The sequence below is a fragment of the Solibacillus sp. FSL W7-1464 genome, from assembly GCF_038004425.1.
Taxonomy (GTDB): Bacteria; Bacillota; Bacilli; order Bacillales_A; family Planococcaceae; genus Solibacillus.
In genome coordinates this window covers 1741202-1764786 of sequence record NZ_JBBORC010000001.1, presented here as the reverse complement: position 1 = coordinate 1764786, position 23585 = coordinate 1741202, and the positions used below count along the sequence as shown (strand labels likewise).

28 protein-coding genes and 1 other annotated feature are annotated in these 23585 nt (G+C 38.7%); of the genes, 16 read left to right on the top strand and 12 right to left on the bottom strand.

Annotated elements, in window-relative coordinates:
• The first annotated feature begins 125 nt into the window (after nucleotides 1–125).
• From MKZ25_RS08580 to MKZ25_RS08570, 3 genes are all read left to right on the top strand, one after another.
• Nucleotides 126–1559: a SulP family inorganic anion transporter gene (locus MKZ25_RS08580; protein ID WP_340802994.1), complete on the top strand. Its 1434-nt coding sequence runs from the start codon at nucleotides 126–128 to the stop codon at nucleotides 1557–1559.
• Nucleotides 1560–1569: 10 nt separating this feature from the next.
• A complete protein-coding gene (locus tag MKZ25_RS08575) occupies nucleotides 1570–1989 on the top strand; it encodes a universal stress protein (RefSeq protein WP_340801141.1) in 420 nt (139 codons plus the stop codon).
• A 320-nt stretch (nucleotides 1990–2309) separates the two neighbouring features.
• Nucleotides 2310–2492: a hypothetical protein gene (locus tag MKZ25_RS08570; RefSeq protein WP_340801140.1), complete on the top strand. Its 183-nt coding sequence runs from the start codon at nucleotides 2310–2312 to the stop codon at nucleotides 2490–2492.
• A 433-nt stretch (nucleotides 2493–2925) separates the two neighbouring features.
• Here MKZ25_RS08570 and MKZ25_RS08565 read toward each other — a convergent pair whose 3' ends face one another.
• Complete coding sequence (locus tag MKZ25_RS08565; protein WP_340801139.1) at nucleotides 2926–3483, bottom strand: DNA-3-methyladenine glycosylase I; 558 nt, start codon at nucleotides 3481–3483, stop codon at nucleotides 2926–2928.
• 95 nt (nucleotides 3484–3578) lie between these two features.
• On the opposite strand from MKZ25_RS08565, the gene MKZ25_RS08560 reads away from it, so the two are divergent.
• The 6 genes from MKZ25_RS08560 to MKZ25_RS08535 all read left to right on the top strand — a co-directional run bounded on the left by MKZ25_RS08560 (nucleotide 3579) and on the right by MKZ25_RS08535 (nucleotide 7552).
• A complete protein-coding gene (locus tag MKZ25_RS08560; protein ID WP_340801138.1) occupies nucleotides 3579–4145 on the top strand; it encodes a TetR/AcrR family transcriptional regulator in 567 nt (188 codons plus the stop codon).
• A gap of 5 nt (nucleotides 4146–4150) precedes the next feature.
• Entirely contained in the window at nucleotides 4151–4489 is a 339-nt protein-coding gene (locus tag MKZ25_RS08555) for a DMT family transporter (RefSeq protein WP_340801137.1), read from the top strand.
• Nucleotides 4489–4803 (top strand): DMT family transporter, encoded by a 315-nt coding sequence (locus tag MKZ25_RS08550; protein WP_340801136.1) that lies wholly within the window; start codon nucleotides 4489–4491, stop codon nucleotides 4801–4803. Before MKZ25_RS08555 ends, MKZ25_RS08550 begins: the two co-directional genes overlap by 1 nt.
• Before the next feature lie 83 nt (nucleotides 4804–4886).
• Complete coding sequence (locus tag MKZ25_RS08545) at nucleotides 4887–5858, top strand: TDT family transporter (RefSeq protein WP_340801135.1); 972 nt, start codon at nucleotides 4887–4889, stop codon at nucleotides 5856–5858.
• A gap of 64 nt (nucleotides 5859–5922) precedes the next feature.
• Nucleotides 5923–6495, top strand: a complete 573-nt coding sequence (locus MKZ25_RS08540; RefSeq protein ID WP_340801134.1) for a YdcF family protein — start codon at nucleotides 5923–5925, stop codon at nucleotides 6493–6495.
• 61 nt (nucleotides 6496–6556) lie between these two features.
• Nucleotides 6557–7552, top strand: coding sequence for an LLM class flavin-dependent oxidoreductase (locus MKZ25_RS08535; RefSeq protein WP_340801133.1), 996 nt, complete (start codon nucleotides 6557–6559; stop codon nucleotides 7550–7552).
• A 185-nt stretch (nucleotides 7553–7737) separates the two neighbouring features.
• Here MKZ25_RS08535 and MKZ25_RS08530 read toward each other — a convergent pair whose 3' ends face one another.
• From MKZ25_RS08530 to MKZ25_RS08500, 7 genes are all read right to left on the bottom strand, one after another.
• Entirely contained in the window at nucleotides 7738–9327 is a 1590-nt protein-coding gene (locus MKZ25_RS08530) for a 2-isopropylmalate synthase (RefSeq protein WP_340801132.1), read from the bottom strand.
• Nucleotides 9328–9405: 78 nt separating this feature from the next.
• Nucleotides 9406–9639, bottom strand: a binding site (T-box leader).
• Nucleotides 9640–9770: 131 nt separating this feature from the next.
• Nucleotides 9771–10751 (bottom strand): GMP reductase, encoded by a 981-nt coding sequence (gene guaC / locus MKZ25_RS08525; protein WP_340802993.1) that lies wholly within the window; start codon nucleotides 10749–10751, stop codon nucleotides 9771–9773.
• Between the two features lie 365 nt (nucleotides 10752–11116).
• Nucleotides 11117–11977 (bottom strand): cysteine ABC transporter substrate-binding protein, encoded by an 861-nt coding sequence (locus tag MKZ25_RS08520; protein ID WP_340801131.1) that lies wholly within the window; start codon nucleotides 11975–11977, stop codon nucleotides 11117–11119.
• Nucleotides 11978–11988: 11 nt separating this feature from the next.
• Nucleotides 11989–12732, bottom strand: a complete 744-nt coding sequence (locus tag MKZ25_RS08515; protein ID WP_285848760.1) for an amino acid ABC transporter ATP-binding protein — start codon at nucleotides 12730–12732, stop codon at nucleotides 11989–11991.
• 15 nt (nucleotides 12733–12747) lie between these two features.
• Complete coding sequence (locus MKZ25_RS08510; RefSeq protein ID WP_340801130.1) at nucleotides 12748–13425, bottom strand: amino acid ABC transporter permease; 678 nt, start codon at nucleotides 13423–13425, stop codon at nucleotides 12748–12750.
• Nucleotides 13406–14065, bottom strand: a complete 660-nt coding sequence (locus tag MKZ25_RS08505) for an amino acid ABC transporter permease (RefSeq protein ID WP_340801129.1) — start codon at nucleotides 14063–14065, stop codon at nucleotides 13406–13408. The genes MKZ25_RS08510 and MKZ25_RS08505 overlap by 20 nt, the downstream gene beginning before the upstream one ends.
• Nucleotides 14066–14090: 25 nt before the next feature.
• A complete protein-coding gene (locus tag MKZ25_RS08500; protein WP_340801128.1) occupies nucleotides 14091–15317 on the bottom strand; it encodes a threonine synthase in 1227 nt (408 codons plus the stop codon).
• A 420-nt stretch (nucleotides 15318–15737) separates the two neighbouring features.
• On the opposite strand from MKZ25_RS08500, the gene MKZ25_RS08495 reads away from it, so the two are divergent.
• Complete coding sequence (locus MKZ25_RS08495) at nucleotides 15738–16538, top strand: SAM-dependent methyltransferase (RefSeq protein ID WP_340801127.1); 801 nt, start codon at nucleotides 15738–15740, stop codon at nucleotides 16536–16538.
• Nucleotides 16539–16690: 152 nt separating this feature from the next.
• Here the strand turns inward: MKZ25_RS08495 and MKZ25_RS08490 are convergent, their stop codons facing one another.
• Complete coding sequence (locus MKZ25_RS08490) at nucleotides 16691–17629, bottom strand: anti sigma factor C-terminal domain-containing protein (protein WP_340801126.1); 939 nt, start codon at nucleotides 17627–17629, stop codon at nucleotides 16691–16693.
• Entirely contained in the window at nucleotides 17622–18128 is a 507-nt protein-coding gene (locus MKZ25_RS08485; protein WP_340801125.1) for an RNA polymerase sigma factor, read from the bottom strand. Before MKZ25_RS08485 ends, MKZ25_RS08490 begins: the two co-directional genes overlap by 8 nt.
• 91 nt (nucleotides 18129–18219) lie before the next feature.
• Between MKZ25_RS08485 and MKZ25_RS08480 the strand changes: the two genes are divergently transcribed.
• From MKZ25_RS08480 to sspO, 4 genes are all read left to right on the top strand, one after another.
• Nucleotides 18220–18411, top strand: a complete 192-nt coding sequence (locus tag MKZ25_RS08480; RefSeq protein ID WP_340718477.1) for a hypothetical protein — start codon at nucleotides 18220–18222, stop codon at nucleotides 18409–18411.
• Nucleotides 18408–18761 (top strand): IS66 family insertion sequence element accessory protein TnpB, encoded by a 354-nt coding sequence (tnpB, locus tag MKZ25_RS08475; RefSeq protein ID WP_340732394.1) that lies wholly within the window; start codon nucleotides 18408–18410, stop codon nucleotides 18759–18761. Before MKZ25_RS08480 ends, tnpB begins: the two co-directional genes overlap by 4 nt.
• A 53-nt stretch (nucleotides 18762–18814) precedes the next feature.
• The gene (tnpC, locus tag MKZ25_RS08470; RefSeq protein WP_340732393.1) at nucleotides 18815–20377 is read left to right on the top strand and encodes an IS66 family transposase; all 1563 of its coding nucleotides are present in this window, start codon (nucleotides 18815–18817) and stop codon (nucleotides 20375–20377) included.
• 351 nt (nucleotides 20378–20728) lie between these two features.
• Nucleotides 20729–20878, top strand: coding sequence for a small acid-soluble spore protein O (sspO, locus tag MKZ25_RS08465; RefSeq protein ID WP_339176346.1), 150 nt, complete (start codon nucleotides 20729–20731; stop codon nucleotides 20876–20878).
• 99 nt (nucleotides 20879–20977) lie between these two features.
• On the opposite strand, the gene MKZ25_RS08460 is transcribed toward sspO, so the two are convergent.
• Nucleotides 20978–21211, bottom strand: a complete 234-nt coding sequence (locus tag MKZ25_RS08460) for a permease (protein ID WP_340801124.1) — start codon at nucleotides 21209–21211, stop codon at nucleotides 20978–20980.
• Between the two features lie 190 nt (nucleotides 21212–21401).
• Entirely contained in the window at nucleotides 21402–22433 is a 1032-nt protein-coding gene (locus MKZ25_RS08455; RefSeq protein ID WP_340801123.1) for a S66 family peptidase, read from the bottom strand.
• 194 nt (nucleotides 22434–22627) lie between these two features.
• Here MKZ25_RS08455 and MKZ25_RS08450 point away from each other — a divergent pair, with 194 nt between their 5' ends.
• On the top strand, nucleotides 22628–22951 hold the full coding sequence (locus MKZ25_RS08450) for a PadR family transcriptional regulator (protein WP_340801122.1): 324 nt from the start codon (nucleotides 22628–22630) through the stop codon (nucleotides 22949–22951).
• Nucleotides 22938–23543 carry a DUF2812 domain-containing protein gene (locus tag MKZ25_RS08445; protein ID WP_340801121.1) on the top strand — a complete coding sequence of 202 codons (606 nt, stop codon included), beginning with the start codon at nucleotides 22938–22940 and terminating at the stop codon, nucleotides 23541–23543. Before MKZ25_RS08450 ends, MKZ25_RS08445 begins: the two co-directional genes overlap by 14 nt.
• Nucleotides 23544–23585: the final 42 nt, after the last annotated feature.

The window sequence follows — 23585 nt, the reverse complement described above, 5'->3', positions numbered from 1 at the left end:
AATACTAGGTAATAACACATGGGAATTTAAATATGGAAATTAAATCCCATCACAATGTTGCTATTGCCGGGCATGATTTGCGTGCTATTATAGTAGAAGAATATTTAAAAGGAGCTACACACTATATGTACACTATCCGTGAGCAATGGTTAGGAAATGTGCGCTCAGATGTGCTGGCAGGACTTGTTGTCGCACTCGCCCTCATTCCTGAAGCAATTGCTTTTTCTATTTTAGCCGGTGTAGATCCGATGGTCGGACTCTATGCCTCATTTGTAATCGCTGTAACGATCAGCTTTGTCGGCGGTCGTCCTGCGATGATTTCCGCAGCAACAGGAGCGATGGCCCTCGTGATCGTCTCGCTTGTAAAAGATCATGGACTGCAGTATTTACTCGCTGCAACGATTTTAACTGGAATTATCCAAATCATTTTCGGGATGCTGAAAATTGCCCGATTAATGAAATTTATTCCGAATGCGGTCATGATCGGTTTTGTTAACTCATTGGCGATTTTAGTATTCATGGCCCAAACACCGCACTTTATCGGCGGCGACTTCGTTACATGGGTGTTCCTGCTGGCGACGATCGCACTTATTTACGCCATTCCTTTTGTCATTAAAGGGATCCCTGCACCGCTTATTGCCGTAGTTATTTTATCGGCCGTAGCCATCTATTCGGGCTTCAATTTGAATACAGTCGGAGATATGGGGACAATTACACAATCCTTGCCGTCATTTCTAATTCCGGATATTCCGTTCAATTTTGAAACATTGATGATTATTTTACCGTATTCATTGGCTCTGGCAGTTGTCGGATTGGTCGAATCATTACTGACAGCATCGATTCTGGATGATATGACGGCTTCGGAAAGCGATAAAAATAAAGAAGCGCGCGGTCAAGGAATCGCCAATGTCATTAACGGTTTCTTTGGTGGGATGGCCGGCTGTGCAATGATCGGACAATCCGTTATTAACGTAAAATCCGGTGGACGCGGCCGACTTTCGACTTTTGTTGCCGGGGTATTTCTAATGTTTTTAATACTCGTATTGGGTGATTATGTCGTTCAAATTCCAATGCCGGTACTTGCCGGTGTAATGGTTGTTGTATGTATTACCCAATTTGACTGGCAATCATTCAAATATGCTGTGACAGCACCGAAAAAAGATGTGTTTGTTATGCTTCTGACAATTGCGGTTGTCCTCTATACACATAACTTAGCATTAGGTGTTGTCGCCGGTATTATTGTCAGTGCGCTGTTTTTCGTCAACGAAATTTCCCGTGTAAGTATTTCACAACAAGGGAAAACATATTTTGTCAAAGGGCAACTATTCTTCGCTTCGACGGAAGGTTTTATTAATTATTTCAAAACGGTTCAAAACGAGCATTCATCAATTGTCATCGACTTCTCACAATGCAAAGTATGGGATGACTCGGCAATCGGCGCTTTAATGAAGGTGAAAGACCAGTTGAAAGCGAAAAATATAGAAGTAACCTACTTGAATATTGATGAGTCAAGTAGACAGCTGTTGAAGAAGTTAACCGGTTCGACATTAATCGATTAGGAGGTGGCTTATGTATAAACATATTTTATTGGCCGCTGATGGTTCACAAAACTCGATACGTGCGGCAAAAGAAGCTGTAAAAATAGCCCAAATAAATGCTGAAACATTGGTGACGATTATTTTTATCATTGATATGGAAAAAGCGAAAACGGATGTATTGCATTCAAGCTCCAACGAAAGTCTCTACATGGAACGCCGTCGAAAAATCGTGCCGATCGAGGAACTGTTCAACGAGCATCAAGTCCGCTATAAAGTGGAAATCATTCACGGCTCACCAGGACCTGAAATCATCAAATTTGCCAACACGCAAAATGTCGATTTAGTAGTGATCGGAAGCCGCGGCTTAAACAGTCTGCAGGAAATGGTGCTGGGCAGCGTATCACATAAAGTGATGAAGCGCGTCAAATGCCCTGCGATGCTTGTGAAGTAAAGGAAATCTAAAAAGAGAAAAGACAAAACATTTTTAGCGCGACTAATATGTTTTGTCTTTTTTTTATGTATAACTGATATAATTGGGGTCAACAGGTCAGATTTGGGATGAGGTGGGAACTGTGTTTTTCTTGAAACCTGAACTAATTAAAAATAATAAGAAATTTTATACGGCATTGTTAAAGATTTCTCACCAGAGCAAACGTATTGTGCCCCATTTATGAAGTGAAGCAATATTTTGACGGCAAGTCCAACTATAATAATTTCTTAGCATATGTAGAACAGGCGATAAAGAACTAAGATTACCGGGGAGGAAGCAACATGACCAATGAAGCCGTAATAGTATTAGCCATAATTTCAACTATAATATGGATTGCTGTATCTAATGAGGCTGTAAAACCCTCAAAAGAGATCAATAGAAGAAAGATGGTAACTTTAATATCCGCAGGAACTTTATCAGCAATTATCATAACTGTTTCTCTTGTTCAAAATTTATTGCTTTAATTCCGCTACAATATGAATCCATAGTTTAAGGAAGGCGAAATAAAAGAAGGCGTTTATTCCAAAAAATTTTTTGGAGAGAAAATGCACTAATCATTTAAAATAGAAACGAGGTGCTGATGTGAAAATACTAGAATCTAACGGAAAAATACTAATAGGCGAATTGGAATTTTACGGTCAAATCGAACAAGAGCAATTTTGTGCGCAATGCAAATTTAATTTAGTATATTATGATGATTTTGATACATATATTTGCCCGAAATGTAACAGCTGGACGGAACCGAAATGTAGTGACCCACATTGTAAGTATTGTCCTGATAGAGCAGATCAGCCTCTGCCTCCCATATAGGTTTAATAGAACATAGTATCCCCAAAACTTATTTTCGGGGATATTTTTATTGATTGAAGGCTTCCGGTAGATTTTTAAAAAACAGCATTACCTTTTGAAACAGTGGCAATTCGTTGTATGGTCATTCACCATGCCAACTGCCTGCATATAGGAATAGCAGATTGTACTGCCGACAAATTTGAATCCGTCTTTTTTCAGTTGTTTGCTCATGCGGTCGCTTATTTCGGTCGTTACCGGTACTTGTTCGAATGATGCCCATGCATTTATTATCGGCTTACCGTCGACGAAGGACCAAATATAGTCAGAAAATGAGCCGTATTGTTTTTTGATCGCCAAAAAGCTCTCGGCATTCGTCACGACACTTTTGATTTTCAGCCGGTTGCGGATAATGCGTTCGTCATTTCTTAAAGCTTCAAGTTTTTCTTCACTGTAATATACAATTTTTTCAGCATCGAACTGGTCAAATGCCGCCAAATACCCCTCTCTTCTTTTTAAAATCGTCAACCAGCTTAAGCCTGCCTGTGCCCCTTCCAGACAGAGCATTTCAAACAGCTTCCGGTCGTCATAAACGGGTACGCCCCACTCTTCGTCATGGTATTTCACATAAATCGGTTCATCCAGCTTCACCCAACTGCAACGTTCCATGTCCTCACCTCTTTTTAACCACTGTAATCCAACTCGTTTGCATTCGCAATTAATTTTTGTTACCCTTACCTTACGAACGTCAGGAAGGTGATAATGTGACGAAAGAGAAAATCATCCAGGCCGCTCTGGTTAATTTCAGCGAACACGGCTACAGCGGCGGATCACTGGCCCAGATCGCGGAAGAGGTTGGAATACGGAAACAATCGATCTATACGTATTTCAAAAGTAAAGATGCGCTCTATTTATCGATTTCAAAACAGGCAATGGAAGCTGAGCTGTTATTTGCAGAAGAATTTATCGCAAAACATCAACAACTTCCTGTCGAAAAAGTATTGCTGCCATTTCTGCAGTCTTTTCAGCAGCGCTTTGAAACTATTTCAGAAACCAAATTTTTCATGCGCTCGATTTTCTTGATGCCGCAGCATTTGGAACAGCAGTTAAGTGTGCAGACGTACATTTATTTGGATGAATTGGAAAAGCTTTTCACGGATTATTTAAAAGAACAACAACTGTCCGTTTCAGCGAATGAAGCAGCAATCGGCTTTTTGGCATTGCTTGATAGTCTTTATGTCGAAATGCTTTATGGTGGCAGTGAACGCTGTGAAAAACGTTTGCAGGCGGGATGGACAATATTTTACAGAGGAATAAGAGCTGAGGTGTAGACATCATGACAAAATACTGGATACTCGTCCTATTGGCAGGCATCATCGAAATTGTCTGGGCAATGGGACTGAAATATGCAAATACAGTGTGGCTATGGGTCGGAGTGGCCGCATTGATCGTTGTATCATTTTATATTTTAATCATCGCAACAGAGAAGCTGCCTGTTGCTACTGTTTATGCGGTATTTACAGGAATTGGTACAGCCGGTACAGTCATCGCGGAAACGGTCATTTTCAACGAGCCGTTCAGCTTTACGAAAATCGGCTTTATTGGATTATTACTAATAGGCGTCATTGGATTGAAACTTATTTCAAATGAACCGGAAGAAACGAGGGATGCATAATGGCTTGGGTTTATTTAATTTTTGCCGGACTTTTTGAAGTCGGCGGTGTCATCGGAATGAACAAAGTTGCCCAGAAAAAGTCTATCGGTTCCTATGCGTTTCTGATCGGTTCTTTTATTTTCAGTTTCTCTCTCCTTTCACTGGCAATGAAAGAATTGCCGATGGGGGTTGCCTATGCCGTTTGGACAGGGATAGGTACGGTCGGCGGCACACTTGTAGGGATGTTTATCTATAACGAATCCAAAGACTGGAAGAGAATTCTATTTATTTCGTTTATTATTATTGCGGTTGTCGGATTAAAAATTACGCAGTAGAATAGAGTTAATAGAAATAATGTGTACATTTTATGAATATTTTCATAGATTGTGCACATTATTGTTATATGTTGGAGGCCATTGTGAGAAATTTATTTCAAGTCGTCCCAATTCCAATCAGCGGGCTTATGCTCGGACTGGTATCATTGGGAAATTTATTTTTAAGTATGGACAAAGCCGCTTTCGGCCACGTCTGTTTTTTTACAGGAATCTTTTTATTTCTATTAGTCATCGGAAAACTGATTTTTGCGTTTTCCAGTATCCTTGCAGAAATGCAAAACCCGATCATTGCGTCAGTATCCCCCACTTTTACGATGGGTACTTTATCGATAAGCAGCGGGTTGCACTATTACGGTGTTAGTGGGTTCGTTATACATATGATCTGGATTCTTGCTGCAACGACTCAAATCTTTATTATCTTTTATTTTATTCGAACGTTTATTTGGAAAAAGCGCATTGCGATTTCGGATATTTATCCAAGCTGGCTTATTCTGTTTGTCGGAACCGCCGTTATGCCATTGACAGCGAGTGATCTTTCAGGCGTATTCACAAGAGCGATTGTCATTTTTGCGATATGTGCATTCATTGTGTTAGTGCCGATTCTTATTTTCCGTGTATTTATTAGAAAAGATCTGCCGGAGCCTACGATTCCGATGCTGACGATTTTAACCGCCCCCGTATCGATCAGTTTAGCGGCTTATTTCCAGCAGTTTGAAAGTCAATTCGGGATTATTTTGACATTATTCATCGTCGCGCAAATATTATATCTATTGGTACTATCGAAATTACCGGGCGCATTGCAGCTGCCTTTTTATCCAAGCTATGCTGCCTTCACATTCCCGTTAGTTATTTCTGCTACTGCCACTTATGGTGTCATTCATTATTTCGGGCAAAACGGGATGTCGACAAGTTGGCTGGAAACGTATTTCTACTTTCAATTAACATTCTCCGCAATTATTGTATTTTACGTTTTAATCCGCTATATCAACTACTTGTCCGTACAAGTACGACAACAGCGCAGAGTCATTCGGGAAGAAAAAGAAGCTATTACATAATTCTTCCGCCATAGCGAAACATTCCCCCTTTATGCATCGTATACTACATAAAGGGGGGATTTTTTTGAAAAGAATTATTTTTGCACTATTATTTATTCTACTTATACTCGTGTTAATTTTCTATTGGCTTGACTATGAAATGAATGCAGCGTTAAAAAATGAGGCAGACGGTTCCAATGAATATGTTGTCATTTTAGGCGCAAAAGTGAAACCTGGCGGCATCCCTTCCCAGTCATTAAAAAACCGTTTAGATGCGGCAGTGGATTACCTTCAAAAATATCCTACCGTAAAAGCGATTGTTACAGGTGGGCAGGGTGCTGATGAAGATCGTACAGAAGCATCGGTCATGGCTGACTATTTAATCGAACATGGAATTGCTGGAGAGAGAGTTTTATTGGAAGATCAGTCTACAACGACTTATGAAAATCTGTTGTTCGCAAAAAAACTGTTGCCCGAAAATACAAAGAGCATCACGATTGTTTCAAATGATTTCCACCTGAAACGCGCGACAATCCTTGCCCAAAAACTTGGTCTAAAGGCGGATGTTGTGGCAGCCCCTACCCCAAAAGTCGTCAACACAAAATCACGTATTCGCGAACGGCTTGCGATCATTAAGGCCTATACGAGAGGCCAATAATTTTACATTTGCCTTTCAATTCGTTATCGTAAACTGTAACGAACAGTTGAGGTGAATTTCAATGAAACTTAGTATATTAGATCAAGTACCTATTTCCAAAGGCATGACATCAACTGAAGCACTAGCTAATGCAGTGAAGCTTGCCCAACTTGGTGATGAGCACGGTTATGAACGAATCTGGTTTGCAGAGCACCATAACACAACTTCACTTGCCAGCTCCGCTCCTGAAGTAACAGCTGCCTATATTGCTGCGAAAACAGAGCGTATCCGTGTCGGAACGGGCGGCATTATGATGATGCATTATTCTCCATATAAAGTGGCGGAAGTATTTAAAACATTGGCCGCGTTGGCACCAGGCCGTATCGATTTCGGTGCAGGCCGCGCTCCTGGCGGGGATATGCCGGCAATGACTGCACTTGCAAGTGGACGCAGACCGGACTTGACGGAACAATATGATAAACTTGAAGTTATTTTACGTTTAATGAATGAACAGCGCACAGGTGAAGATGTTTATGATAATGTTGTAGCCGTTCCTTTCAAAGTTCAGCTGCCGCAAAGCTGGCTGCTTGGATCAAGCGGACAAAGTGCGAAAAAAGCCGGTGAAGCGGGTGTCGGCTATTCCTTTGCCCAGTTCTTCAATGGACAAATGTCTAAAGGAATTTTTGATGCGTACCGCAACAGTTTCCAGCCATCATACTTTATGGAACAGCCGCAAATTATTACGACCTATGCAATCAGTGTAGCTGAAACGGCGGAAGAAGCGGAATACTTATCGATGCCGATGCAAATTACCCGTCTGAACTTAATGCGCGGCAAGCTCCTCACTGTGCTTTCTCCTGAAGAAGCAAATGACTATCCGCTTACCGAGATGGATAAAATGATTTTGGAGCAAAACCGTCCGCTAATGCTGATCGGTTCTGCCGAGGATGTTGCGAATCAGATTAAAGAAGAACAGGCATATTACGGTTTTGATGAAGCGATGATCAACTGTAATTTATATACGATTGATCAGCGTCTGAACAGCTACCGTCTATTAATGGAACAGTTCAAAAAATAATATAGTTTTAATGAAGTAGTGCCATTTGATTCGTCAAGGGCACTACTTTTTTTGGTTCAGGTACGGTTATTTTTTTGCGGGTGAAGAATAACAGGAACATTGCAACTAAAAAAGGCAATCCAAACTTTACATGTTGTAAAATTTGGATTGCCTGTAATTTTCATATATTTTTCATTTCAACCTATTTATACTGTAGCTGTCGTAGTTACGGGCTGCGGAGCGATTTTTGCGACGATGACGCTGTTTACCGCATTAATATAAGCCATTGCAGAAGCTTTTAAAATATCAGTATCTGCTGCTTTTGCGATATATTTTTCTCCACCGTATTCGATAATGATCTTTACTTTTCCTAATGCCTCTTGGCCGCGTGATACAGAGCTGATGTTGTACTCGACAAGCTTTACCTTGATCCCTGTAACATCTGCAATGGCTGAATATAGGGCATCAATCGGACCGGAGCCGACCGCACTTGATTTGAAAACATCTTCCCCGCGGCGGATTTTTACGCTGGCAGACGGAAAGGCAGCGTTTGAAATAATCTGTAAATCTTCAATATCATAAAACTGATCAGAGTAAGATTCCTTATTTGGATTGTTTTTCTCTGTTTTTTCGTAGTAGCTTTCAACAATGACATATAAATCATGGTTGTAAACTTCTTTTTTCGAATCGGCCAGTTTCAGGAAGCTTTCAAAAATACCTTCAAATTCCTCGTCCGTGAAAGCATCAAAACCAAGTTTAGACAGCGCATTTTTCACTGCATGACGTCCAGAGCGTGCTGTTAATACAAGCTCCATATCGTCTAGTCCTACATCTTCCGGATGAACGATTTCATATGCATCACGTGATTTCAGTAAGCCGTCCTGGTGAATACCCGATGAATGGGCAAAAGCATTATCACCTGTAATCGCTTTGTTTACTTGCACATCCAGTCCCATAAAGCTTGACACTAAGCGAGACGTATTCATAATTTCCTTCGTATTAATATCTGTAAACACATCGTACACATCACCGCGTGTTTTAATCGCCATAACGACTTCTTCTAATGCCGCGTTTCCGGCACGTTCCCCTATACCGTTCATCGTCACTTCTATTTTATCGGCACCATTTTTAACCGCCGCTAACGTATTGGCAGTCGCCATACCTAAATCATTGTGACAGTGAACTGAAAGCAGTACGGAATCGTCCAGGTTTTTCATTCGGTCGTTCAGCTTCGCAATCATCTCGCCCCACTGTTCCGGCTCGGCATACCCGACTGTATCCGGTACATTGATCATCGTAGCGCCGGCCTTCATGACCGCTTCAATCGTTTTCCAAAGGTATTCAAAATCAGAGCGGGATGCATCTTCCGTTGAATATTGTACTTGCGGCAGTAACGATTTCGCGTATTTTACTGCATCTACCCCGATTTGCAGGATCTGGTCTTTCGATTTACTGAACTTCTTCTCCACATGAATATCGGATGTCCCTAAAACCATATGGATCATTGGATTATTTGCATATTTGACTGCATTATATACAGAATCAATATCATCTTTTACAGCACGGGCAAGTGCCGTAATCATCATATTCGAATTTTGGCCAACCTTTTGCGCCACAGCTTTTACCGCTTCAAAATCACCTTGTGAAGATGCTGGGAATCCGGCTTCGATAATATCAACACCGAGCTTTTTTAACTGCTGGGCAATTTCCACTTTTTCATATAAATTCAGCTTAGCCCCTGGCACTTGCTCACCATCACGTAATGTCGTATCAAAAACCCAAATTTTTCTGCTCATTTTCATTTCCCCTTTTCTTCTCAAAATAGATTTTAAAACAGTGAATAAAAACAAAAACCTCGCCCCTATGAAGAATTCCATAGAGACGAGGTTAAACTCGCGGTACCACTCTAAATTGAATGTCCATTACTGAAACATTCCACTTAATGACAAATAGTTTGCCTGTCTGTTAACGGAGACTTCCGACTTCCCTACTGTAACTTCAGGTCGTAGCTCATGGACGAGTTCAACAGTTGTATCTGCCAGTTTGCACCACCCACTGGCTCTCTAAAAGTATACAAGCTATTTACTACTTCCAATCATTGCCTAGATATTACCTTGAAATGAAGTTTACCGGCAATGAAATAAAATGTCAACAGTTATTATCAGAAAATTTAAATTTCACTTCAGCGTAATGATGTTGAAATCAGCCCTAGCTTACTTTTTAAGCAGGCTGTATAAAATTAAATTTTATCGCCATTGAAAATTGAATTTTTAACAATCGCGTAATCAACGTTACGGATCGCAGATAATGTTTTCCCGCCCGCATATGAAATGGATGACTGCAAATCTTGCTCCATTTCAGTTAACGTATCGAAAATCGAACCTTTTGAGTCGACATACATTTTCTTGCCTTCAACGTTTTTGCGCTCGCCTTTTTGGAACTCAGATGCAGAACCGAAGTATTCTTTCACTTGTTTGCCGTCGATTTCCACTGTTTGACCCGGTGATTCTTCATGACCAGCAAAAAGTGAACCGATCATCACCATGGATGCACCAAAGCGCACTGATTTGGCAATATCGCCATGTGTACGAATACCGCCGTCCGCGATAATCGGCTTTGAAGCTGCTTTTGCACACCAGCGAAGTGCTGCCAACTGCCAGCCGCCTGTACCAAAGCCTGTTTTAATTTTTGTAATACACACTTTACCTGGGCCAATCCCAACTTTCGTCGCATCCGCACCTGCATTTTCAAGGTCACGTACTGCTTCCGGCGTACCGACATTTCCTGCGATAACAAAGCTGTCCGGTAAATGCTTTTTAATATGGCCGATCATTTCGATGACTTGGTTTGAATGACCGTGTGCGATATCAATCGTAATATAATCCGGTACAAGCTGAGCATCTTTCAACTCTTCAATGAACGTATATTCTTCATCTTTTACACCGACAGAAATCGATGCAATGTAGCCTTTACTTTGCATATCACGGATAAACTGTACACGCTTTTCTGGCTGGAAACGGTGCATAATATAGAAATAGCCTTGTGCAGCTAATTTTTCTGCTAATTTCTCATCAATAATTGTTTGCATATTTGCCGGAACTACCGGAAGTTTAAATGTATGATTACCCAAAGTTACGGTTGCATCGCATTCTGTACGACTTTTCACTATGCACTTTGCAGGGATTAATTGAATATCTTCATAATCAAATACTGTATCTATCATTTCACTACACTCCTAAATACGAACATTTTTCGTGTTTTTTATAATAATCATTCGACATCTGTTACTTTACAAAACATTGAAAGCGTTGTCAACCTAAAAACGAATTATTTTATTAGATTAAAGTTAATCGTTCGGATTTTCAGCTATTTTCTTGAGATTATTCCTTTGTAAATAGCTACATAACAATTAATTTAACATAATATTATTTATCTCCAGAGGAAGAGAAACATTTTGTGAATTAAAAGAAGTACTTTATTTAAACCCAAATTAAGAAGCTACTTTCTGTAAAATACAGACAGTAGCTTCTTCAATTTACCTAGTTTTGTAATTTCTCTAGGCTTTATTAGAATAGGAAATGTTACTTATTCTGTCTTACCTTCAACTACTACTTCATCCGCACTAATTGAATCACCGAATGCTGGCTTCAATGTTTCTTCATATGCTTGGGTAAAGAATTGTTCAGAGCCTAATGTTTCAAGCTCACTATTTAACCAATCTAATAGATCTTTGTTGCCCTTTTTAACTGCTGGTGCAATGTAATCTTGTTCACCTAATGTTGGCAGTGCTACTACGAATCCGTGATTATTATTTGCCCAGCTGAATAATAGTGCATTATCTTGTGCCAATGCATCACCACGACCATCTTTTAACGCTTCAAAAGCCTCTGTAATTTGGTCATACTTAACTAACTCCACATCAGGGTGATTCTTCATGAAGTATGTTTCTGCAGTGGTACCTTTTGGGACAATTAGTTTTTTACCTTCTAATTGTTCTGCCGAGGTAATCTGCGACCCTTCCGGTGACACAACACCTACTGCTACTTTCATATATGGATTGGCAAAATCAACCTGCTCTTTACGTTCTGGTGTTACTGTAAAGTTTGCTAAAACAATATCTACTTTATCTGATTTTAATAAGTCAACACGTGCTTGCGGCTCTGTAATGATATACTCAATTTTTGACTCATCACCTAATAAATCTTTCGCAACACGTTTTGCTAGTAAAATGTCATAGCCTTGGTTGTCACCATTTGAATCAACGTAACCAAAAGGCGGTTTATCACTAAATACTGCTACACGTAATGTGCCACGCTCTTTTATTTTATCAATTGCTGAATCTGTTTCTGATGTTGCATTACCTGATACTGCCTCATTATCACCACTACATGCAGCTAATACTAAAGTTAATATCCCCACAAAAAAGAATAAATAAATCTTTTTCAATTTTTCTCCTCCTAAAATTGTAATATATTCAAAAATTGCTTGGCGCGCTCCGTTTTAGGATTTGAGAAAAAATCCTTCGCAGATGCTCGTTCATGTATCTTTCCTTTATCCATAAATATCACTTCATCCGCTACTAGATTTGCAAAATTCATTTCATGTGTCACAATAAGCATTGTCATACCCTGCTTGGCCAGCTGCGCGATAACATCCAATACTTCCCGTACCATCTCTGGATCAAGAGAAGCGGTTACTTCATCAAACAGCATAATTTCCGGGTTAATACAAAGTGCACGGACAATTGCAATTCGTTGTTTTTGCCCACCAGATAATTGGCGCGGATAATCATTTGCACGATCCGCCAGTCCAACTCGTTCAAGCAGCTCATTTGCTTGCGCCTCAACTTCATGTCGCGAACGTTTTTGCACTTTCGTAGGAGACAATAAAATATTTTCCATCACCGTTAAATTCGGAAACAAGTCATAGCTTTGGAAAACCATTCCGATTTTTTGGCGTACTTCGCGCCATCTGGAAGTTTCTTTAATAAGATTTTGGTTTTCAAAGATAATTTCACCACTCTGCACTTCCTCCAGCCCGTTTAAACAGCGTAGAAATGTGCTTTTCCCGCAACCAGACGGCCCTAAAATTGCAATAACCTTCCCTTGCTCAACGTGCAAGTCGATGCCATTTAAGACGACTTTGTCATCAAATTTTTTGACAAGGCCATTAATTTGTAAAATCGGCATTTGTTCTGCCATATTATGTCCAACTCCTTACATCGCCCATTTCTGTTCCAGATTTCGCGAAATACGTGATAATGGAAAACAGATGCAAAAATATAACAAAAATATCACTCCGTATATCCAAAACGAAATTGTCGGATATTCAGTGTTATTCACTTGAATAATTTGTTGCCCTACTTTAATCACCTCGACTACACCGATCATCGTTAGCAATGCTGTAGTTTTAATCATACGTGTAATAAGGTTGATTATCGGCGGAATCGAACGTTTTGCAGCTTGAGGCACCAGTACATAACGGTACATTTGAATTTTCCCAAGACCCAATGCTTTACTTGACTCCACCTGGTGTTTAGGCAATGAAATAATTGCACCGCGCACAATATCACTCATTTCTGCTGCCCCCCATAAACTAAAAACGATGAGTGCAACTGTTTCTGCACTTAATTCCACATCGAAGTTTACCGGTACAATATAATAAATGACAAAAAGCCAGACTAGAATTGGAATAATACGAAATAACTCTAAATAAATTTTAAATGGAAACTGAACAAACTTATTATTGGATGTTCTGATAACCCCAATAATCGTCCCCATCACTAGCGAAATAATAACTGCTATAAAAGCAATACGTAACGTATGAACAAGCCCCTCTAATAAGCGAAGAAAATTTATTCCTTCAAAAAGGACATTAAGCCCCGAATTCAGCATTTCGCACTCTCCTTTCCAACCACATTAAGAAGAATGTAAGAGGAAGTAAAATGATTAAATAACCAATTACGAGCATGAAAAGAGCTTCATTCGTTTTGTAGTAGATTCCCATTAAATTTTTTGTTGTATTAGTCAGCTCTAAAATCGCAATTCCACTAAATACAGATGTTTCTTTAATTAAGAAAATACAATTGGCACCCAAACCTGGCACGCTATATGAAATTGCCTGTGGAATAATGACATAACGCATTAACTGCATATTACTCAGCCCTAATGCCTTTGCACTTTCTAATTGAGTTTTCGAAACTGCCTCCATTCCAGATCGGATAACTTCTGCCATATAGCTACCACCTAAAAAAGTTAATCCGATAATTCCGCACATTTCGCCACTGAGCGTGATGCCTATTTTCGGCAAGCCAAAATACAGGAAAAATAACTGGATTAACAGCGGTGTATTACGAGCAATTTCCAAATATACTTGAACTATTTGATGTAACCATTTAATTTTGAAGTATTGAATGACACTGCAAATAACACCTACAATTACCGCAAAGAAAATCCCGATTGTAGCAAGCTTTACCGTTAGCCAAAGTGCCATTTTGTAATGTGGTAATACTTCACTGAAATATTGCCAATCCATAATTTATCTCCCCGCTAGCTAACGATTAATTATTTACATAAATCTTGTCTCCTGGCTGTAGTGTTTGCACACCTTCAATTTCAACCGTTTCAGGATATTTAACCCCTAATCCCGTATTAAGACAAACTACGTGCTCATCGGCTTGAATCCATCCTTGCTCACGCAATTTTCTCGCAGCCGCAAATGTAGCCGCACCCTCCGGACAAATAAAATTCCCCTCTAATGAAGCTACCTGCTTCTGTGCTTCTAATAATTCTTTCTCTGAAACTGCAATCGCACAGCCTTCCGTCGTATAAATGCTTTCTAGTACCAAGAAATCTCCTAATGCTTTCGGGACATTAATACCAAACGCACACGTCTTAGAATTTTCAAAGAAAACCGATTCTTTTTGGCCTTTCTTCCACGCTTCTACAATCGGTGCACAACCCTCAGCTTGGACAGCCACTAATCGAGGGAATTTCCCTTTTTCGATCCAACCTAATTCCTGTAACTCAACAATTGCTTTGTAAATCCCTATAATCCCTACACCGCCGCCTGTCGGATATAAAATGACGTCCGGTACATTCCAGCCAAACTGCTCAATAATTTCATATCCCATCGTTTTTTTACCTTCGATACGGTAAGGCTCTTTTAGTGTTGAAGCATCGTAAACTCCTTCATTTTGTACTAATTGGCCAACTACCTTCCCTGCATCACTGATTAAACCGTTAATTAAATGCAAATCACCGCCTGCAATATACACTTCTTTTCGTGTAATTTCGGGCGCATCCAGTGGCATAACGATCGTTGCTTTGATGTTCGCTTTCGATGCATAAAGTGCCCATGCTGCACCTGCATTACCATTCGTCGGCATCGCTAATTGTTTAACGCCAAGCTCTGATGCTTTTGATACCCCTACACTAGCTCCTCTCGTTTTAAAAGAGCCGGTTGGAATAATGCCTTCATCTTTAATATATAAATTGTTTAAACCGTACTCTGCGCCCAAAGTATTGAGTTTTTCAAATGGTGTAATACCTTCACCAAGGGAAATGACATTTTCTTCGCTATGTACAGGTAGTAGTTCATGATAGCGCCATAAGCTATTTTTACGATTTGAAATATCATCCCTTGAAACATTTTTCTTAACTTTTTCTAAGTCATAACGAACTAATAATGGTGATCCACAATTACATAAGTGATGAATTTGATCTTCCCTATATTTTTCATCACATTTCGGACATTCTAAATGTGATACGTAACTAAATTTGCTCATGGTTATCCCCCTCTAATGTATGTAAGTTATGTAAATAAGAAAAAAGAAAAAAGACCACAATTTCCCCCTTATAGAAAAAGAGATAATTGTAGTCTTTGGTTTTCCAATCAACTAACTTGATTATTGAATTAAAATCATCTTATTACAAACATTCCTTATTAGTCAACTAGGAATTCACAAAATACTAATATTTACCTATTTCTACAATAGCTATTACCAAATTATTTATTAAAACATCTTATTTTCTTATTTCTGTAATTTTACTTTCAAATAATCATTGCTCTCTTACTCGTCACCATGTATTAATAGACTTATAAAAAGGAGTCGATGAATTGATGTTATAAAACAGGTGGAACGTTCAGAACTAATATTGAGCTGAAAAATAGGCTTAAAAATCAAACATTATTGGAGCTGAAAACATTGGACCATTTATTAAACTGTATGAAAATCATCGGAGACGATACAATCCAACGTACACAATTAACACATCGTGTTGAGCTAGTAAAAACCTTTCAAATTAAGAAAGGTATGAAAGTACTTGAAATCGGATGCGGTCAAGGTGACACAACGGTCGTATTGGCAGATGCGGTCGGAGAAACAGGACATGTTGTTGCAATCGATATTGCCTCAACTGAATACGGTGCACCAATCACATTAGGCGAAGCTGCAGAAACGATTTCTAAATCCCCATTAGGACAGCGAATCGACTTCCACTTTGAAACGGACTTTTTGCAAATGGCGTTCGACGAGAAATTTGATGTCGTTGTACTATCCCATTGTTCATGGTATTTCGAAAGTATTGAGCTCTTAAAGAATTACATGCAAAAAATCAAGCAAGTAGCAGATCGAATCTGTTTTGCTGAATGGGATATCGATTATACAATGGATGCCCAGCGTGCCCATTTTTGCGCAGCCAATATTGCGTTGCTTTATACAGCTTTTACAGAAAATGATGGGAATATCCAAAATCTCTTTCATAAAACGCAAATAAAGGAACTTATGCATAGTGAAGGCTTTTCGATCAATGTTGAACAAACCGTCGACGCCAGCTATTTGCAGGACGGGTCTTGGGAAGTCGACTACAGTAATTACTTGCTAAATGAATTCCCGGAGGTTCCGACTAAAATTCAGTCATTGATTCATAGTTATGCCTATTTAATGAATGAGCAGGCAAAGCCTCCCTTATCGTTAAATAGTTTTGTGCTGTGCGCTGATTTGTAAAATACCGTTCCCATTGGAAACAAACAAAAATCCAGTTTTCCTTTGTAAGAAAACTGGATTTTTTTACTTTCCGCAAAATTTCCTTTACGGAATAAACCCTTCTTTAGTAAGGATTCTATTACCTTTCCGTTAGAATATCAGGTTCACATCAACTAATAATTTTCAATGACTCCTCCTATTGATGAAGCTTTTATCATCGGCTCTTTTAATATTTCTACAATTTCTTTCTTTGTTCCATAAACAACTGCCCCCAATATTTCTACATCCTCTAACTTGATATCTTTCATCCTGTTAAAAGCTTGTTGGTGATCAGGGGAAATACTCATTTGCAATAATTCCAGAAATTCGTCATACTCTCCTTCTAAATCATGGATTGAAATATAAGGCCTGTTTATTGAAAACCCCAGCGTATCATATTCCCTAATAAATGTTGAAGACCCATCATTTTCTTTTGCCTCTTGTTGAAACTCGTTTAATTGTTCACTACTATAAGTATCTATCCAAAACCATGTCATTTCGGGAAGCTGTACGAAAATTTCTCCTGGTTTGTATGGCCGATCAAAGGAAAGTGCCACTTCATAAATTTTATCGCCGTGCATACGCTCTATCTGTCCTTCATCATCTTTATATTTTTGATAGGTTACATTCGGATGGAAAAACATCATTTCTCGCCAACCATTTTCTTTATAGCCAAAATGCCAATCTTTATCTTTCAACCCTATTTTCCCACCTGAGTATCTAGATGTTAGAACAGATGGCAACAGACCAAATGAATATTGTTTTCGTTCAATCACAACCGATTTGATTTTAAAGTCTTTCGAAATTTCATAGTTGCTTACTCCGCCCAATAAACCTCTGGACTCTACGGTTTCACTTATGTAACCGTTTGGCGTGCTGAGACGGACATAAGCATCCCACTGCTTAAATGCCTTTTCACTATAGTTTGCCAAAATTGCAGAATTAGCTATGTTTAAAACAACGAATACCAAGAAAGAAATAATAATTACCGTAATGATTGTTTTCATTTTCCCTCTTTTTACTGCTTTCTTGATTTTCTTTTCATCAAAAAGATCATCCGGAAAATCATTCATGTAGCTCTCTCCACTTCTTTTGAAATTCTTTTCTTGCTCGAAATAAATAAGTCCTTACCGTTTCTTCCTTCATGCCCAGTAACAAAGCAATCTCTTTATAATTAAGTTCCAGCTCATATTTTAATAGTAAAAGCTGCTTAAAGATTTCTTGAATACCATCCAATACAGCTGTGATTTCATGGTTCATTTCAATCGATAATATACTCAGTTCCGTATCCTGGTCATCAGCAAAATTGTTCCAGAAATATTCATTGTCAATTGAAATGGAATGTTCCTTGCCCTGTTTCCTTAACAGTTTTTTTAGTTCATTCATGGAAATCGTAAAAATATAGGAAAGTGCTTTATCAGAAGGAACACCACTGCTATAAGCAATGAATTTCGTATAGCTTTCTTGAACAATATCCTCTGCATCTTCAAGACTACAGCCGTTCTTTTTTAAATAAAAATAAATCATCCTTGCTTGCTTTTTGTATATTTCCAACAAAAGATGCGAATCCATAGGTACTCCGTAAGCCCGTAATCAAACAACGCATATAAAACAGCAGGCACCTCCGGTACGATAAATGTATCAATCAAAGGAGGTGCCATTTATGTCTAAAAACAAATTAACCATTGTTCCCGTCAAACTCGATCCTCTTCCAGTTGAAACTTCTTCGAATCATTCTCTTCAATACACTGCTGAGCCAAGTTGTGTAATTAAAACCGCTGTGGCTGAAATTTCCTTCTTCAATGGCGTAGATGAGCGCATTATCCAAACCATTATGAAGGAGCTGAAGGGATGAAACAGGATTTTACGAGCGTGCAAAACATCTACATCATCTGCGGCAAGACAGACATGCGTAAAGGAATTGATGGTCTCGCAACGCTCATTCAAGATTCTTTCGAATTGGATCCGTATAGTGATTCTATCTTTCTGTTTTCTGGATGGAGCAAGGATCGTTATAAATGTTTGTATTTCGATGGAGATGGCTTCGCCATGCTTTATAAACGATTAGATAATGGGAAATTACAATGGCCAAAAGATGAAAATGAGGTACGCAAACTTTCGCAACAAGAGCTTCGTTGGTTATTAGAAGGATTATCTCTGCAACAGCCAAAGGCGATTGCAAAATCTACAAAAGGTATCTTTTAATAGCCCTATTTTAAGTGGTATAATCATTCATAACTTAAATTGAACGAAATGTGGTGAATGATTTGGGAAACGCTTCAAATGAAAAAGTGATTCAATTATTGGAAGAACAATTAGCCTACACAAAAGAACAAAATAAAAATTTAACCAAACAAATTGAAGCATTGACTGAACAAATTCGCCAATTAACAAAAGCTTTATACGGTTCTAAATCAGAAAAATCAAAGTATCAAGCACCAGATGGACAAGGCTCATTATTTGAAGACGATCCGTCTTTTAACGAACCTGAGCAAACAGAAGAACAAAGCACCGAAACGGTTAGTTATACGGTTACTCGTAAAAAGACAAATAAAAAACGAAATGACTCGTTTCATGAGGATATAGAAATTGAAGAAATTCATCATCACCCAGCCAACTTAGCTTGTGACTGCTGTCTTGGGGAGATGGTAGAGTTCAGTTCAACGTTGATACGTGAAGAGGCAAAATTTATTCCAGCCTCCCTGAAGCGTGTGCAACATTTTGAACATGTGTATGAGTGCAAAACGTGTAAAAACGATGCCCTACTAAAAGCTCAAATTAAACGAGGTAAAGCACCGCAAGGTCCAATCCAAAGAAGCATTGCCGGTCCTACTGTTTTGGCAAAGCTTATCTACGATAAGTTTATCCAGTACTTACCTCTTTACCGTCAGGTAAATGAATGGGAGCGCCATGGACTACATACAAATGATAAAAATCTATCCAATTGGGTAATACGTGTGGCAGAGGATTGGCTTCAACCGCTTTATAATTTGATGAACCAATTATTAACGGCAAAATCTGTGTTGCATATAGATGAAACCTATGCACAAATAATTAAGCGTTCAGATGGAAAGCCAGCTCAATCAAACGCTTATAACTGGGTATGTCGCAGTGTACAAAGTGAAGGTCCCATTATCGTTCTATTTAAGAGCGCTCTTTCTCGAGGGCGCGCTGTATTAGAAGATTTAATTAAGGGATTCAAAGGCACTGTGATCTGTGATGGGTATTCAGCTTACGGTCAATTACCTCATGTTCAATTCGCCAACTGTTGGGCTCACGTACGCCGTTATTGGCTAAAAGCCGATAGTAAAAATGGACGAATAGGCGTGCAGTATTGCGATCGGCTGTTTCATATCGAACGAAAAATCAAACATCTTTCACCGGAAGAGCGCGTGCAAGTTCGCCAACAGGAAGCAAAACCGATCGTCGATGAATTTATGGATTGGATTGATCGTTCGCCTTTCTTCGGTAAAAATGCCATTGCGAAAGCAGCTGAATATACATTAAGCCGTTCATCGGAGTTAAAGGTTTTCCTTGAAAATGGGTATGTCGCCATTGATAACAATCCCGCTGAAAATGCCATTCGTCCAAATGTCATTGGTCGCAAAAACTGGCTCTTCTCCGTGAGTGAAGCAGGTGCTAATGCGAATGCCATTTGTTTGAGTTTGGCTGAAACGGCCAAAGCAAACGGAATTGATTTTTATCAGTACTTGGTAAAGCTGATGACGGAATTACCTAATATATCGTTTCATCAACAACCTGAGATTTTACATAATTACATGCCATGGTCAGAAAATATTCAAGCCACATGTGCAAAATAGCCAGCTAACTGAAAAAAATTTCAGTTAGCTGGCCGTTCGTCGTGCGTACCGTGAAGGTGCGCTATTTTTTATATTTCGGGCTTACGGTACTCCTTTCTAAAGCCTTCACTACTAAAGAGTCCCTTTTCATCAAAAAGTTTACAAGAAAATAAAAATTTTTTTCTAATGAGAATTTCATGTATTGATATCTAGCCTACGCCCCTTATAAAAATAAAAAAAGCTGCTCTTCTGTTGAAGAATAGCCTTCCTTAATTGGAGTAGAATTAATGAGTCAAATGACGTTAGCGTGGCTTAACTAAAATGCATACTCATGACACCATGTGGCAAACTACGATCATGGAGGTGTTTATAGTGAGTACTAACAATAAAAACAATCGCAGCACTAGTGATGAGCAAGCGGTAAGAAAAAATTTATCAAGGGCGCTTGATCACGAACTGGCAAACGAACCATTGACAGCTGCCGAGAGACTGAATAACAAAAAAACGAAGAAGCGGCAATAACAGCATGCCCCCATCTAAAGAAAGTTGGGGGCTATTAGCTATTTACTGTGATAAATAAACGGCACACCACCAGATTTTCTGATGATTATCTTATCCAGGCTACAAGCCGCTGCTACTTTCCACATCGTTTCTTTCCTTTTTATCTCCAAAATGTTTCCAAAGATGATATGTAGACCAGAATAATGTCGGAAAAATAAAAAGTGAAAGTGCTGAAACATACGGCTTTTCAAGGATATAACTAGGAGTAAAATGAATGTACAGGACTAAGATGATTAGAAATGGAACTAAAAGCATCCAGTAACGAATGTCTTTAAAAGTATTAAAACTCCACATATGATCCTCCCTTCCATAACATGTGATATTTCTATTAATTCAACCGGTAAGATCAAATATATTCTTCTTTTTACTTTCCTTGCATTTAATATATCGAAATAAAATCAACTGATCCACAAAATGTCGGTTTTAAACAACAGAAAGGTACGAATATTGTTTAATCAACATTCGCACCTTTTACTCGGTTCGATTATTTAACACCACTTTCTAAAATTTTGAACGTCCCCATTTCACAATCAATTTCTGCTTTTGCACCATACGGTAGAATAAATTTTGGTTCAGTATGACCAAAATTCAAATTGTATAATACCGGCAGATCTTCTAAATCAAATTCTTTCATTACTTGATGAATTACCTCTTTATATTCCTCATAGTACTTCTCATCCTGTGGTTTCCCGAAAATAATGCCTTTTGTTTTTTGCAAAATGCCTTGTGCTGCGTAATTTCGCAGCCAATATTTAATAAGATTCGGTTCAGGGTATTCTTCAGATGTTTCAAAGAAAAGGATGCTATTGTCCCAATATTCTTTTTCCGGCCAAATGTCAGTTCCCTTTGCAAACTCCAAAACCTCAATACAACCGCCTATTAAAAACCCTTGTGCTACACCTGTTCCCTGAAGTACTTCATAACCTGAATTTTTTCGCATATTCCTGCGACGGTTTTTATTTTCTTCTATCCATTCCAAACGCTCACTCGTCCATTCGTTTGCAGGTTGTATCTCACCAATGATCTCACCCGAGAATAGTGTCCGGTTTACCATTTCAACCGTATAAGGATCCATCTGCACATTTTCAGCAAAATCGGTTATGATGGCCGGACCATAAAATGAAGAGATCCCCGCTTTATGACAAAATAAATGGGCAATGGTTACATCCGAATAACCCATAAATATTTTCGGATTTTTACGTATGACATCTATATCAATATAAGGGAGCAAGCGGATACTATCTTCTCCACCAATATTGGCAATGATTCCTTTGATCTGTTCATCTTTAAAGGCCATCATTAAATCCTCTGCTCGAGCCTGTGGATTATGATAAAGATACTCTTCACCCTTCAAACTGTTCGGCATTGGGACTACCTCAAGCCCAAACACTTCCTCCAATCTCTTTACCCCTTGATCATATCTCCATTTAAGAGCGGGTTCTCCTGCTCCACCCCACGAAGGACTTACTGTAGCAATCCGGTCTCCCGGCTGTAATTTTTCAGGCTTAATTAACATCTCCACTCACCTCTACAAATCCGATTTTATGTATAGAAATTTAATTCTATAGAAAAAGCTTAATACCTGCTGTTATTTATAAACAAGCCTTTCAATTAAATCAATACAACATTATTTATACAGTTGAAATGTATAGTTAGACTGTATATAATGATATAAAGTTGAACTGTATATTTTTGGCAAGGAGCGTTGTAATGAAAAGACATAAGTTGTTGCCATTAACAGAAACAATGCATTATATATTACTCGCTTTAAGAAAACCTTTGCATGGATACGCAATTATGCAAGAGATTGAAACAATGAGTAATGGTGAGGTGCGGATAGCTGCCGGTACTTTGTATGGGGCCATTGAAAATTTATTGAAGTACAACTGGATTGTGCTTGTTCCTTCAGACGACTCTCGCAGAAAAATTTATCGGATTACGGATGAGGGTTTAGAGATTTTAGAAATTGAAAAAAGACGATTCATGCATATTCTTTCACTTTATGAAGGAGGATTTAATGATGAAAAAGTTTAAAGTATTTTCGAATGCTCAAAAAGAGGAACAGTGGTTAAATAACATGCTTCAAAAAGGCTGGCAATTAAAACGTGTAAATGGCATTAATATATACACATTTGAAAAAACAACAAATAAGGAGCAAATTTTACGATTAGATTGCCAATCGTTTGAATCTGAACAAAAATATCAGCATTACAAAGCACTTTACGAGGAATTTGGCTGGTTACATGTAGGAGGCTCACGATCATCGGCTTTACAGTATTGGTTAAATCCGAATAATATAGATGATTCACTGTTTTCCGATCAATCATCTGAAAAGCATTACTTTCAGCGTCTTAGCAAAATATATGGGACATACGCATACTTTTCTCTTTTTTTTGCATTTTGTGTTTACCAAGGTCAAGGTTCTGAACAGTTTTTGAATCTTAAAGATGCTTATTATACACCTGGGTTATGGTATAAAACCGGCTATGACTTTTGGGGTTCCTTCTTATTCGAAACACCTTTTGCCATTACAAGATTCGGTTCTCCATGGCTAATGCTTATTTTTGGCCTGATTTCCTTAAATATGTATTTTAAATACAAGCGAGAAATCGCTAAGTCGATTTGATAGGCATTAGGAAAGCTCTTTTACAGCCCCTTACCGCATAAT